Source organism: Lacipirellula parvula (assembly GCF_009177095.1).
Taxonomy (GTDB): domain Bacteria; phylum Planctomycetota; class Planctomycetia; order Pirellulales; family Lacipirellulaceae; genus Lacipirellula; species Lacipirellula parvula.
The window spans coordinates 2667833-2680366 of record NZ_AP021861.1 but is presented as its reverse complement, the minus strand read 5'-3'; the positions used below and the strand labels follow the sequence as shown (position 1 = coordinate 2680366).

The window sequence follows — 12534 nt, the reverse complement described above, 5'->3', positions numbered from 1 at the left end:
GGCGTTCGAAGAATGAATCAGCCGCCTAATGTTCCGCCTGCATTGCGTTTGGTTACTAATCGCAAGCCTTCCGCCGCTTGCGAAGGCAGGTCAGCGCCATCGTCAGCGCGGCAAGCGTCAGAGACGCCGGCTCGGGCACTGAGAGTGCACTAGCCGCACTGCCAACGCTTCCGAAGTTGGCTTTCCAAAGGTCGAGATCGCTCGTTGACAGCGGCTGCGGCGAGCTCCCGCGCTGCCAGACCAGAAAATCTGCACCGTCGACAATCTCGTCGCCGTTAAAATCGCCAGGAAGCCCCGCAGCCGCCGCCGGCAGTACGTCGGCGAACGTAGTGCCGACGCGGATCTCGTCGATCAACACGTTGCCCGGCGTGTTCGTGTCGTTGCGCATGTGGAACGCGGCGATCGGCAGCGTTCCTCCCAAGTTGGGCGTGTCGAAACTTTCATCGACGATGGTCGGAGTCGCCTCGGCAGCCGCATTGCCGGGCGTCGGATTGATCCAGAGGCGAGCGACGTCGGCAAATCCGTTAGTTTCCGTGTCAACAAACTTGTATTCGCCGACAATCAGAATCGTGTCGCCAACGGCGTAGGAGGCGGTCTCATCGTAGGCAACGCCGCGGCTATTTTGCAGCGACGAATCAAACAGCCCAACTGGCGTTGCCGTTGCTTGGATGCCGAGTTCGAATCGACCTGTTTGGGCGCCCGGCGTACCGTCAGTTCCGGTGAGGTTGTAATCAACCTCGCGACGAATATAGATGGGCGCGGCAAAGCCCGACGCGGATTGCATATTTCCAGTCGTCGCCCCAAACAGTCCGCCGATGAAACCGCCGCGTCGGCCGCTATCGTTCTTGGCTCCGGCGTCACCGGTCTCAGTGGCGAAATTGACCCATGTGGTCATCTGCAGCGTGAAGGAGAAGAAGTAGCTGCCGCCATTGGCGCGCGTGAAGGGTTGGCCAGTGAGGCCGATGCGGTCTTCCCCGGTGGTCGGCGTGGCGCGAGGAACCGAGGCGCTGTTGCCAACCGGCGCCGCCAGGCCGTTATAACCGACGCTGCCCGCCACGATCTTTGTGTATTGCCCGGCTGGAGAACTTGTCGGTTTGGTCCAAGAACTTCCCGATGGGTTCGTCGAGCCGGCGAGGAAGGCCGCTGGCTCGGCGGCGGGGTAATCGAATCCTTCGTACAACAACAGATCGCCCAAGCCTTCGGAAGCAATGAGTGAACTCGCAAGCAAAGCGAGGAGGGCTCGGCCGAAAAACTTATGCATGTTCCATCTCCGATGTGATTCGTTCAGCTCAGTGCGATCGCGCCAGCCGCAGGCTGCTCGCGACGAAGGTGCTTTGCTTGGCAAAAAACAAGCCACAGGTCGATTCTTATCGCCGCAAAAATTCATTTCCAACGCTTTCGATAGATCCCACAAACTGCTTACGCGATGTCACAAAGAGAGCCGTCCAAGCGATGACGACAATGAAAGGCTATAGGTCTCGTCATGCATAGTTCCTAGGCAGCCCGCAACGTACGACGCCCAAATCTAGGGCATTTCGCGGGCTCGAAGATCCTTGGCCGTATACGCAGCTTGCAGCGATTCTAAGTCAAAACCAAAACAGGCTATTTCAGTCGTTTATTGAGCCCGAGTGTCCACTGCTAGTCGACTCGATGATCGCTTCTGCGTATCGTCGCCCAAATGTTTTTAGCGAATCGGCGTCGAAGTGCGTCTTGTCGCCTTGATCTTCAAGACCTGCTGCAGAAGCGACGGCGACGCGCGGGAGTGCGGACGGTAGTGCATGCAACTGACGGTTAATCTCGTCAGTTTGCGGGTGTGCGTCGCGGCGGAAATGCCCAAGCTCGCCGACAACGAACGGCAACGCAGGTTGCTCCAAGTCGCGGCGAAAGTCATCGATGAATTGAGCGAGCCTCGTTCCGTAGGTCGGCGCAAGCTTGTCTGTGGAATCGGACTCCCCCTGATGCCACAGAACTCCCTTCAGTTCGCCAACTTGCTGGCCTAAACGTGCACGGGCGAGTGACGCGTTGTAGAGTTTCCCGCCGCGCGACCATTGGTCGAGTCGCGTGCCGCCGACGGCGCATGGAATCAGCCCGATCGTTGCATGCGGGGCTATATCAAGTATCGTCTGTGCGAAATTGATCCCCAGGCCGACGCCCGTGATCGATGGCTTGTCGAAGTGAAGGGGATGCGCCGCAAGCTGCCACTTGTTGTTCGCATCAAGCATGTAGACGCCGTCAACTGGCTGCCGATCCATCGCGGTCATCTTGCCGCGACCTGCCATGTTCGATTGGCCGAGCAGCACATAGATGTGAAAGTTCTCCTTCGCAACTCCCGACGGAGCGGAAGCGGCGTTTTCGGCGACGCATTCACTCGAGGTCGCTGCGACAACGCAACACGACAGCAGTGCGCTGAGCAGGCCTCGCAACATCAATCGCCTGCGGAATGAGTCGCGGTCAGCCATCATGTCACAGCCCCGTTTGTCTACTGTTCAGCCGGCGCCGGCGCCGGCCCGCCATCGATCGGGTAAAGTTCCCAGCGACGGAAGAAAACTTCGGCGAGTTCAGTTTGGAGCTGAATCTGCCCGCTCGTCGGCGAGGGGTTGGAAGCTTCGTTGACCTTCACGCCATTGACGAACGTCGTGATTCGGTCGCCATCGGCTAAGACGTCGATGCGAGTCCACTGCTGACCAGGACTATCGACGTCGTGCGGACCGCGAAAGCCCTTTTCGTCCTTCCAGTCGGGATCGCGCTGTCGCCAGTTGATGCGGCGGCGATTCGCCGTGCCGTAGGTTTCAACATTGCCATCTGGATTCCAAACCACTTCGCCGTCGCGATCGAGCGTAACCGGCGCGGTGAGTGACAAAGGAACTTGCTCCCCAGCCTCGTCCTTGCCGCTGACGAACACAAAATCGCCGACGCCGCCTTCGATAATCTGCACCTCGATCGAGGGTTTCCAAATCCCTTGGTAACCGCCGTCAACGCCATTGCTATGGATGAGCAGCCCCGTGTCGCGCGCGGAGTTCTCGCGATCGCGCCAAGTCTTGTCGCCCCACTTGTACTCAAGGACGAGGTGATAGTTCTTGAAAGCTTGATTGGTGATCAGGCTGCCAAGGCCGTCGCCGGTGACGTGAAGCAGGCCATCGGTGACGCGGAAGACTTGCTCCGGGTCGCTGCGTCCCACGTCCTTGAGCCAGACGTAGCAATCGCCTAGCGTCTTGCCGTCGAAGAGGATGATAGGCTCGTCGCCAGGCGTGATAGCCTCGCGCGTCGAGCTCGGCTCGCTCGCCGGCGCCGCTTGCAGTGACGTGGTTGCCGCCACTGCGAGGATGCATGCCGCGGCGATAGAAGAATATTTTCTCATGGGAGCGAGTCGTTCTTTAGTGATGGAGCCGAGCGTCGCCACATGGTTTTTTCGACGTAGCGAGATCATAACGGAGCGCGCTAGGCGGCTCGCAAGATGTTGGAAATGTTTTAAGACAACTTGCAAGGTCGATCGTGATTCCTACGGGCGAACGAACGATCAGGCCGTTATGCTCCGAGGTGGTGACATCGCCGTTAAGCTCAACTTGGAGCAGTGCTCGCGTGAAAACGAACCTTCACTCGCTTGCCGCCATCGTCGTCGCGCTGATGACCTGCTCAGCGACCATTGGCGGCGCTGCGGAACTCCGCATCGCCCACTTCGCAGTCGATGTGACGCCGCCGGTGGGAACGCCGCTGTGCTTGGGCTTGGCGCCGCGCACCACTGGCGTCGACGATCTTCTCACCGCTCGCGGCGTGATTTTTCTGCCTGCGGGACAGGCGCCGGTGGCACTCGTGGCCGTCGATTGGGTTGGCATCGCCAACGGGAGCCACGAGCGTTGGCGGGCTGCTGTCGCGAAGGCTTGTGGCACGACTCCCGAGCGCGTCGCCGTGCAAACGCTTCACCAGCACGACGCGCCTGGTTGCGACCTTGGCGCCGAGGAACGCGCTGCCGAGGCTGGCATTAACGGAGAGTTGCTCGACCACCAATTCTCGCTCAGCACAATCGAGAGTGTGGCAAAAGCTGCAGAGCAGGCGCTAGCGAGCCCACAGCCAGTTACTCATCTCGGGTATGGCCGAGGGGATGTCGAACGGGTCGCCTCCAACCGGCGGATCCTCGGCTCTGACGGCAAGGTAGCCGAGCAACGAATGTCATCGGCGGCCGAAAGATTGCGCGAACTTCCTGAAGGCACGATCGATCCGAATGCCCGCGTGGTCAGTTTTTGGAACGATGACCAACCGCTGCTGGCCCTCACGTACTACGCCACCCACCCGCAGAGTTATTATCGCACCGGAAAGGCAAGCGCCGATTTCGTCGGCATGGCACGCTCAGCGCGCGAAGCGGCGCTCCCCGGCGTCTTCCACATCCACTTCAACGGCGCCAGCGGCAACGTGGCCGCGGGCAAGTACAACGACGGCACGCCGCCGCGACGGGCGGAACTTGCCGAGCGACTGGCGGCTGGTCACGAACGAGCCTGGAGCAATATCCAGAAGACGTCGCTCCGCGATCTCGAGTTTGACTGGAAATCAATCGAGGTGCAGCTACCGCTGGCCGCATGGTTGCAGCGTGACGAACTCGATCAACTGCTAGCCGACAAGTCGTCGCCGTTGATCGATCGCCTGCAAGCGGCGCGAGGCTTGTCGTACCTCGGCAGGAGCGAAACCGGCCGGCCAATCGTGCTGAGCCGCTTGCGCATCGGCCCCGTTGACTTGCTCCACCTACCCGGCGAACCGTTTGTCGAGTACCAACTCGTGACCCAAAAGCTCGCTCCCGCGCGGTTCGTTTGCGTCGCCGCCTACGGCGACTATGGGCCCGGTTACATCGGGCTCCATCGCTCATACGCTGAAGGAGGATACGAAACGGGTCGCGCGTCGCGGACCGCGCCGCAGGTGGAGACGACGCTTATGGGAGCCATCGAAGAGCTGTGCCGCTGACACAGCCCCTAGTAAGTTTTCAGCAAATCTTTCCAGCGCTTCCAAGCCGCCTCGCGAGCTGCTTTGTTTTCCGGCGTCCCGGCGGGATCCTGCCCGTGCCGCATGAAGCCATGCCCAGCACCTTTGTACTTGAGCGGCTCGAAGGTCTTCTTCGCTTCGGCCATTAGCTTCTCCACGTCGGGAATCGACATATTGATGCGTGCGTCGTTCTCAGCGTAGTAGCCGTAGACGGGCGCCGCGACGCACGCGACGCCTGCCGCGTCGATCGGTTCGTAGCCGTAGAAAACCATCGCTCCGCTTAGTTTCGGATTCTGCGTAGCGTAGCGGAGCGACTGCCCGCCGCCCCAGCAAAACCCCGCGACCGAGACGGTTCCCTTAGCGGCCGGCAGTTTACTCACGTAATCCGCCGCCGCGTTGAGGTCAGCCTCGATCTGCGCGGGCGGCAACTTGGGGATCGCTCGCCGTGCATCATCGATGCTGGCGAACGTTTCCGTTCCACCGCCGCCTGGCGCCATCTCCGAAAGGAGATCCGGCACGATGGCGATGTAGCCCGCCTCCGCAACCTGGTCCGCCATGCTCCGCATCCAATCGCTCATCCCCGAGATGTCGTGGATTAGCACGACCGCGTGGGCCTTCTCAGCAACTTCGGGATAGGCGACGAAGCACTCGACGTTGCGATCGCCGTGGGTGACGGTGACGTACTCCATGTGCCGCGGCGACGCCTCGATCGCCGCCTTCGCCCACTCTTGAGCACCGACCAGCGGCGCCCACGCAAACGCTGCGCAAGCGAGAACCCCCAACAACCAACGGCGGCGAACGATCAACATACGACTACGAGCTCAGGGCAAAGTAGGAGTGGCAAAAGCGACGCTGGGAGTCGCCTCAACAATCGGGGTGGCCCTACTCCACCTTCTCGCCCGGCTTGATCTCCCGGATGCGAATGTTGCGGTAGCGGACTTTGTTCCCTTCGTCGAAGTGCTTCATGTTCTCCACGGTCGGGTGGACTTGCAAGCCAATGTAGCCCGAATCGGGAACTCCCTTAGTCGTTTCGGCCGTGTGCTGGAAGTCGGTGACAAGGTCGCCGTTCAACCAGAAGCGGATCCGCGACGGTTCTCCCTCGATGCGAATTTCCCCTTTGTTCCATTCCTTTTGCTTGAATGATTTGATGCCGTCGGGGCTTTCGTGGACCATCGACTGCGTCCACGGCAGGTAAATCTTGCCGAACTGCCCGTCGGGGCGATTGTCGAGCGTCACTTGGTGGCTCTTGCCGTCCTCGCCCATGCGAAGGAAGACGCCGCTGTCGCTCGGGTAATCCATGTTCACTTCGAAGCGGATGACGAAGTTGTCGTACTTCTTCTTCGTGGCGAGGAAGCCCCCCTTATCGGGCGGGAATTGCTGGCCGACGATGACGCCGTCGACGACTTCCCACTTACCGCCGACGTGGAACGTTGGCACGCCAGTGTGTGGCCACCAACCGTCGAGCGTCTTGCCGTCGAAGATCGAAACGAACCCTTCTTCGGCTGGCGGCGGCGACTTCGCTTCGTCGGCGTGGGAGGTGCAAGCGGTCACAACCGCCAGGAACAGGGCGGACGCCAGGAGGCGGTAAGGAATCGACATGCGAAAGTTCTCCGTTTAACGTGCTGCCGCCCAATGGGCAGTCAGATTACAAGTTCAGGTTAGCGAGGTTGCAAAGCGTTTTTGCTGGCAGGTTCCAAGTCATCTGCCATTAGCATGAATCCCAAGTCGGTCGGATGCGTCCCATCGACGGTGGCATCGCCGCCGTTCGCTGCCAGATCAGAGCCGGCGACGAAATGAAGCTGCATATCGCCCTTGGCTAGTCGATCGTGAACGACTTTCTCGACAACCCGATCCGCAGCAGCGACGCGCTCGGCCCGCGCGGCGAGCGCCAACGAATCGGCGTAGCGCGGCCCGCCCACCAACAAGATGGGCGTCGTTGGCCGCTTTGCGCGAATGATCTCTAGAAATTTCGGCAGCCGTTGCGCGGCTTGCTGGGGGAAATTGTTCGGCAGCGGATCAATGACGTAGAGCGCAGGATCGAGTTCCGCGAGCAGCTCGGCCATTTCCGGTTCTAGCCGGCCGTTGCCGGAGAACCCGAGATTGATCACGGGCCGATCGAGTCGACGCCCCAAGATCGCGGGATACGCCATGCCAGGTCGTGACGCACAGCCCCCCTGCGTGATCGAGGTGCCATAAAAAACGATCGGCGGCCGGGCGTCGGGCTTGTCCCAAGCGAACGCTGCTTCCTGCGGAATGCCAAGCCCGAGCGACTCCACACCATTGTAGAGCGGCAAGTACATCCGATACCGCTTCTCGCCCTTGCCAAGACCGACGGCGAGCATTGCTTCGTTCGTGGGGAACTTCGTCGGGCGTGCAGTTGCCACGAATTGCCAACGCTCTCCTTGCTGCACGTAAAGATCGACGCCGCTTACGCCCGTCGCCGGCATGTGCGGCTTCGCTAGTTGCGGCGAGGTGAGCGTCCACCGCACCGCCAGCGAATCGGCATCGGTCGTGAAGTCAACGCTCATCCCAGCGGAGTCGCGCGAAAGCTTCCAGACTGGCGGCCGGACTGCTTTCTCAGCGACCGCGGGTAGGCGATCGAACGGAGAGACAGTCTTGCTCCACCCCTTCCCTGCGATGAACTCCGTTTGCAGTTGCTGCCAACTCAGCTCGGGCGAAGCAGCAGAAGCGTCCGGAACCAGCGAAATTGCGAACAGCAGCACGCCAACAGCAGTGATCGATGGTAATAACTTCATGGCGTCTGCACCGTTTGCGGAAGGACGACGCCTTTCAACTGCGCCAGTTGCTTGGTCGCCGATTCGATCAATCGTTCGCCCGTGCCCGGCGCACAGCGCGTGGCGAGCACCTCCCGCGACCCCTCGGGGTACGACTTCAAAATAGGGACGTAGCCGATGGCCCCGTTAGCGAGCGAGTGGATCATCGTATAGCGGAATGGCGAGGCGTTCTTCAGATTCAACCCCAGCTCGACGAACATCTCGCCGGGCAGCCCGACCCACGCCAACTCGTTGCCGAGCGCGATCACTTCGACGTCGGCTTCAAACGCCAGCCGATCCCCATCCGGCACGACGTCGACTTCACCGTCGAAGTAGCGGGTCGAATTCTTCATCCGCGCCCGCAGCGCGGCGGTCTTCTCGGGATGGTAGTCGCACAATACCGTTTCGTGGCTGACGCGCAGCGGAGCGTCGCGAAGCGGTTCCAGCTTGGGGTAGGCTCGGAGCGCAGCGGCCGCGATGATCGTCCCGATGCGGGTCGTTTCGTGGACGCCTTTCTCGCGACGGAAACGTTGCGGGTCGCTCAGGTCGTAGTGGTTGACGTTGCCCGACGCCCCGCTGCCCCAGAAGACCAGCATTTGCTCGCCATGAACGGCCTGCAGCATCCGCGAAACCGCGGCCGCCATGTCGGCCGACGGTTGATCGATTCCTAACGTGTCGAGATGAATCGAGAAGTTCACCATCACGGCGAGCGGTTTTCCTTCACGGTTCTTGAAAGCTACCAAGCCAACGCTCGGATCAGTCGGCCCCGCCGGGCGCAAGACTTCGCCAAGTCGGTGGTCTTCCCCTTTGAACGGATTGGCAGCCACCGTTCCGTCGCGCAGGTAGTAGCGGCGATTGAAGCTCACAGAGTCTTCGACGCCATAGCCGGCGTACGCGGTCGCCTCTTGCAAGTCGGCTTCTGCTGCCTTGACGCTCTCAGCGATCTTGGCCGGCAAGGCGGCGACGTACTCGGCGGCCTTACGTTTCGCCTCGTCGTCGGCCTTGCCGAGGTACTTCAGCCGAATCTGCGGCGCCGTATGGGTGTGCGTTGAGCTAATGATGACGGCGCCCGGATCGACGCCAGTGGTTTCTCCAATCAGCTTGCGAGCTTCCTGCGAAAGCCGCAGCGGCAAGCTGGTAAGGTCGCACGCCACAAGGGCCGCCTTCACTCCGCCTTGCTCCAAGACGATTGCCTTCACCTGCAGCGGGTCGAGCGCTTGCCCCGCAAGCTTCACTTCAAACGGCGGCCGTTGCGGCGTGAGCATCGGCGTGCCAACCGGCGGCGTAATATCGACGGCAGCTCTGCCGACCCGCAGCCCTTCCGCGCTCGCGAGCGCCATGCTGAGGCATAGAGCCAAGCAAAACGTCAGCAATTTTGTCATCTGTCGCATCATCTTGTTGTCACTTCCGACGATTGTGGCAAGGCGGAACATGGCTAGCGCGAGGCGGTTGATTCCAAGAGCTGCTTAAGCTCGCCCTTCATCTCCGCTAGATCGCCGGCAGAGTCTGGATTATCAGCCAAATTGTGAAGTTCGTAGGGATCGCTCCGCAGATCGTACAGTTCATCCATTCCTTGCTGGTCGGTGAAGTGGATGTACTTCCAACGTTCGCCGCGAACGGCCTCGTATCCCATCTGCTTCATCCGCGGAAACACCGTGTCGGAAAAGTACTCGACGAGCACGGCCTGCCGCCAGTCGGGCGGCGTTTCGCCCTTCATGAGCGGCAACAGCGAGCGCCCTTGGTACGCCGGCTGAATTTCACCGCCCCCCAGCTCGACGAACGTCGGCGCGATGTCGATCGTTTGCACAAGCGACGCCGGCTCGCTCGCCGCGGCAATCAGCGGCGGATAGCGCATGATCAGCGGGATGCGAATGCTTTCTTCGTAGGCTAAGCGACGCTCAATGCTCAGGCCATGCTCGCCGTAGAAGTAGCCATGATCACCGGCCACCACGATGAGCGTGTTGTCGAGTTCGCCGCTCTCTTCGAGCGCCTTCAATATCTCGCCGACCCCTTCGTCGACGGCTTTGAGCATCCGCAGGCGATTGAGAATCACCGTATCGCTGCTGCCGGTTTCAGGGCCGAGCGGCGGCAAGCCGTCGATTTTCTGCTGCAGCGCCGGCTTATCGGTCGGCGGCACGCCCGCGCTGGGGCGACGCGTAATCTTGGCGTCGCTGTAGAGTTCTTTGTGGCGCGGCGCGGGGATGAAGTTCGATAGCGTCGGATCCGACAGCTTGCCGTCGGGCCCTTGGTAGGTTTCGGGGTGAATTGCCTTGTGCGAAAGGTAGAACATGAATGGCTTCGCATGCTTGGTGCGGAGGAACTTGACGCTTTCCTCATTCAGCACGTCGGTCACGTATCCAGTTCGCTGCACTTCTTTGCCGTCGTCGTTGACGACCGGGTCGAACGACGTCCCCTGCCCCGTCAGGCAGAACCAGCGATCAAAACCCGGACGCTGGGTGTTGTCGTTCCCCATGTGCCACTTGCCGAAGTAGGCCGTCTCGTAGCCAGCATGCTGCAGTTCCTGCGGGAACGTCTTCAGGCGATGGCTCTGTTCGCTGCGATCAGTGTTATCTGTGATGCCATGCACTCGGGCGAACTGTCCCGTCAGAATGCTGCCGCGACTCGGCGAACAGAGCGGCGTCGTGGCGAAGGCATTCTGAAACTGAGCCCCTTCGCGAGCGATGCGGTCGATGTTCGGCGTGCTGACAAAATCGTTGCCGGCGCAGCCGAGATCATCCCAGCGGAGGTCGTCGACCAAAATGAAGACAATGTTGGGCGCTGCGAACCCGAGCGTCGGCTGCAGCAGTACAAACGCCAACGTCGCTCCAAGAATTCTCTTCCACATCGTTCGCATCGCTTGCCCTTCTCGCATGGTATGGAATCCAAACTCGCGTTTCGATTGCCCGCCTTTCGTAGAATCGTCGCGTCGGTCTCGGTTTTCAAGTCATCGCCGCAGACCGCTCCGGCGATCGAAATCGCTGTTCGCAGGCCCAGTCTAGCGAGATCGCACACCGCGTTGCCTGAGCGTTGAAGGGAAGTCGAAAACGTTTTGCAAAATATTGCAACCTGCATTTTCTACCAACTCGGCGCGCGGGGAGTAGACTGAGACCCATGCGATGAGCGTGCAATCGAATCGGTGCCAGGCACGCAGGTCATTCATCTTCCGCAGTGAGGTTCGATTTGTCGACAACCGACGCTTCAATCGCAGCCGTCTCCTTCGCCGCCGCGCCCCCTCTGCAAGGTCTTTGTTCCTGTCTATCGCTTGTGGATTCCTCAACGGCCAGTTCCGCTCAACGGCAGTCTCGGCGGGGCAGCACGAGACGCGGCGACGGTCGGTCCTTGAAAAACCGACCGTCGCTGCTTGCTGTGATCGCCCTCGTTCTGCTCGCCTTCTGCTCCGCCAGTTCGCTGGCTGCAGCGGACGACGCCGAACCGCTTTCCATCGGCCTCGCCGTCGTCGACGTCACGCCGCCAATCGGCCACCGGATGAGCGGATACTTTTACGAGCGATTGAGCACTGGCACGGCGAACCCGTTGCAAGCCAGGGCGATCGTCTTCAAGCAAGGGAGCGAGCAGTTCGCATGGGTCTTTTGCGATTTGGTGGGCGTTCCCGCCTCGTTGACGTCGCAGGTGCGTGAGGCAGCCGAGGCCGCCACAGGCATCCCGGTCGAAAAGATCGTGATTGCCGCCACCCATAGCCATACAGGTCCGCTCTACTTCGGAGCGCTACGCGACTATTTTCACGAACAAGCGATCGCGAAAACTGGCGTCGATGAACACGAAGCGATCGACTACTCCGCCGAACTGGAGAAAAAGCTCGTCGAAGCGATCGCCGCTGCGAGTCAGAGCATGCAGCCTGCGGAAGTCGCCGCATCCTTCGCTACGCAACGAGATCTCGCATTCAACCGCCGTTACTTCATGAAGAATGGCTCGGTCATCACCAACCCAGGCAAGCTCAACCCCGACATAGATCGTCCCGCTGGCCCAACCGACGTCGAGCTTGGGCTACTCCAGTTTCGTCGGGACGGAAAACCGTTTGCCGGCCTAACAGTGTTCGGGCTGCACCTTGATACAACCGACGGCACCGAATACGCGGCAGATTTCCCTTTCTACCTTGAACGAGATCTGCGACGCACGTTTGGCTCGCAATATATTTCGATCTTCGGCATCGGCCCTTGCGGCGACGTCAATCACTTCGACGTCTCGCACGATCGCCCGCAGAAGAGCCATGAAGAAGCAGAGCGGATCGGCGCAACGATTGCCGCCACGGCGCTGAAATCTCTGGAAACGGCCGTGCCCCTCGGTAAGCCAGAACTTAATTCCTCGTACCAAAGGATCGAAGTCCCGTTCCAACAGTTCACTGCAGCCGAAATTGCCGCGGCGAAGGAGAACCTTTCAAAAGTTGGAACGCGCGAATTGCCCATAATGGAGCAAGTCGCAGCAGTCAAAATCGTTGGCGTTAACGACTACGGCGTCCGCTCACTGCCGGTCGACGTGCAAGCGTTTTGCTTGAGCGATTCCTTGGCAGTCGTCGCGCTGCCCGGGGAGCTCTTCACGGAACTGGGGCTGGCGATCAAGCAGCGTTCCCCTTTCGCGAAGACGCTCGTACTTGAGCTGTGCAATGACTACCCCGGCTACATTCCGACGCGCCGGGGATATATCGAAGGAGGGTACGAGCCGACCTATTCGAAGCTGGAACCAGGCGGAGGCGAGCAGATGGTCGACGCTGCCGTGGCGTTGTTGCGTGAATTGAAAGGAACTGAGAAGTAACGCTTCTCCCGCCGCCTGATGC

General features: G+C 60.5%; 10 protein-coding genes. 2 read left to right on the top strand and 8 right to left on the bottom strand.

Features of this window, described 5'->3' with window-relative positions:
• Window positions 1-55: 55 nt before the first annotated feature.
• The 3 genes from PLANPX_RS10610 to PLANPX_RS10600 form a co-directional block, all read right to left on the bottom strand.
• A complete protein-coding gene (locus tag PLANPX_RS10610) occupies window positions 56-1261 on the bottom strand; it encodes a hypothetical protein (RefSeq protein WP_152098707.1) in 1206 nt (401 codons plus the stop codon).
• Between the two features lie 346 nt (window positions 1262-1607).
• Window positions 1608-2462, bottom strand: a complete 855-nt coding sequence (locus tag PLANPX_RS10605) for a sialate O-acetylesterase (protein WP_152098706.1) — start codon at window positions 2460-2462, stop codon at window positions 1608-1610.
• A 17-nt stretch (window positions 2463-2479) separates the two neighbouring features.
• Window positions 2480-3358, bottom strand: a complete 879-nt coding sequence (locus PLANPX_RS10600) for a 3-keto-disaccharide hydrolase (RefSeq protein ID WP_172991974.1) — start codon at window positions 3356-3358, stop codon at window positions 2480-2482.
• A 221-nt stretch (window positions 3359-3579) separates the two neighbouring features.
• Between PLANPX_RS10600 and PLANPX_RS10595 the strand changes: the two genes are divergently transcribed.
• Window positions 3580-4950: a hypothetical protein gene (locus tag PLANPX_RS10595; RefSeq protein WP_152098704.1), complete on the top strand. Its 1371-nt coding sequence runs from the start codon at window positions 3580-3582 to the stop codon at window positions 4948-4950.
• A gap of 8 nt (window positions 4951-4958) precedes the next feature.
• On the opposite strand, the gene PLANPX_RS10590 is transcribed toward PLANPX_RS10595, so the two are convergent.
• The 5 genes from PLANPX_RS10590 to PLANPX_RS10570 all read right to left on the bottom strand — a co-directional run bounded on the left by PLANPX_RS10590 (window position 4959) and on the right by PLANPX_RS10570 (window position 10614).
• Window positions 4959-5777, bottom strand: a complete 819-nt coding sequence (locus PLANPX_RS10590) for a dienelactone hydrolase family protein (RefSeq protein WP_152098703.1) — start codon at window positions 5775-5777, stop codon at window positions 4959-4961.
• A gap of 73 nt (window positions 5778-5850) precedes the next feature.
• On the bottom strand, window positions 5851-6567 hold the full coding sequence (locus tag PLANPX_RS10585; protein ID WP_152098702.1) for a 3-keto-disaccharide hydrolase: 717 nt from the start codon (window positions 6565-6567) through the stop codon (window positions 5851-5853).
• A gap of 59 nt (window positions 6568-6626) precedes the next feature.
• Complete coding sequence (locus tag PLANPX_RS10580) at window positions 6627-7724, bottom strand: SGNH/GDSL hydrolase family protein (protein ID WP_152098701.1); 1098 nt, start codon at window positions 7722-7724, stop codon at window positions 6627-6629.
• Window positions 7721-9175, bottom strand: a complete 1455-nt coding sequence (locus PLANPX_RS10575; protein WP_152098700.1) for a hypothetical protein — start codon at window positions 9173-9175, stop codon at window positions 7721-7723. Before PLANPX_RS10575 ends, PLANPX_RS10580 begins: the two co-directional genes overlap by 4 nt.
• A gap of 2 nt (window positions 9176-9177) precedes the next feature.
• On the bottom strand, window positions 9178-10614 hold the full coding sequence (locus PLANPX_RS10570) for a sulfatase (protein ID WP_152098699.1): 1437 nt from the start codon (window positions 10612-10614) through the stop codon (window positions 9178-9180).
• A gap of 467 nt (window positions 10615-11081) precedes the next feature.
• On the opposite strand from PLANPX_RS10570, the gene PLANPX_RS10565 reads away from it, so the two are divergent.
• Window positions 11082-12512 (top strand): neutral/alkaline non-lysosomal ceramidase N-terminal domain-containing protein, encoded by a 1431-nt coding sequence (locus tag PLANPX_RS10565; RefSeq protein WP_152098698.1) that lies wholly within the window; start codon window positions 11082-11084, stop codon window positions 12510-12512.
• The last annotated feature ends 22 nt before the right edge of the window (window positions 12513-12534 follow it).

What these genes read in the sequence shown, in the direction of transcription:
- PLANPX_RS10610 (WP_152098707.1), bottom strand. Translation starts at nt 1,261, where the DNA reads ATGCATAAGTTTTTCGGCCGAGCCCTCCTCGCTTTGCTTGCGAGTTCA.
- PLANPX_RS10605 (WP_152098706.1), bottom strand. Translation starts at nt 2,462, where the DNA reads ATGATGGCTGACCGCGACTCATTCCGCAGGCGATTGATGTTGCGAGGC.
- PLANPX_RS10600 (WP_172991974.1), bottom strand. Translation starts at nt 3,358, where the DNA reads ATGAGAAAATATTCTTCTATCGCCGCGGCATGCATCCTCGCAGTGGCG.
- PLANPX_RS10590 (WP_152098703.1), bottom strand. Translation starts at nt 5,777, where the DNA reads ATGTTGATCGTTCGCCGCCGTTGGTTGTTGGGGGTTCTCGCTTGCGCA.
- PLANPX_RS10585 (WP_152098702.1), bottom strand. Translation starts at nt 6,567, where the DNA reads ATGTCGATTCCTTACCGCCTCCTGGCGTCCGCCCTGTTCCTGGCGGTT.
- PLANPX_RS10580 (WP_152098701.1), bottom strand. Translation starts at nt 7,724, where the DNA reads ATGAAGTTATTACCATCGATCACTGCTGTTGGCGTGCTGCTGTTCGCA.
- PLANPX_RS10575 (WP_152098700.1), bottom strand. Translation starts at nt 9,175, where the DNA reads ATGTTCCGCCTTGCCACAATCGTCGGAAGTGACAACAAGATGATGCGA.
- PLANPX_RS10570 (WP_152098699.1), bottom strand. Translation starts at nt 10,614, where the DNA reads ATGCGAGAAGGGCAAGCGATGCGAACGATGTGGAAGAGAATTCTTGGA.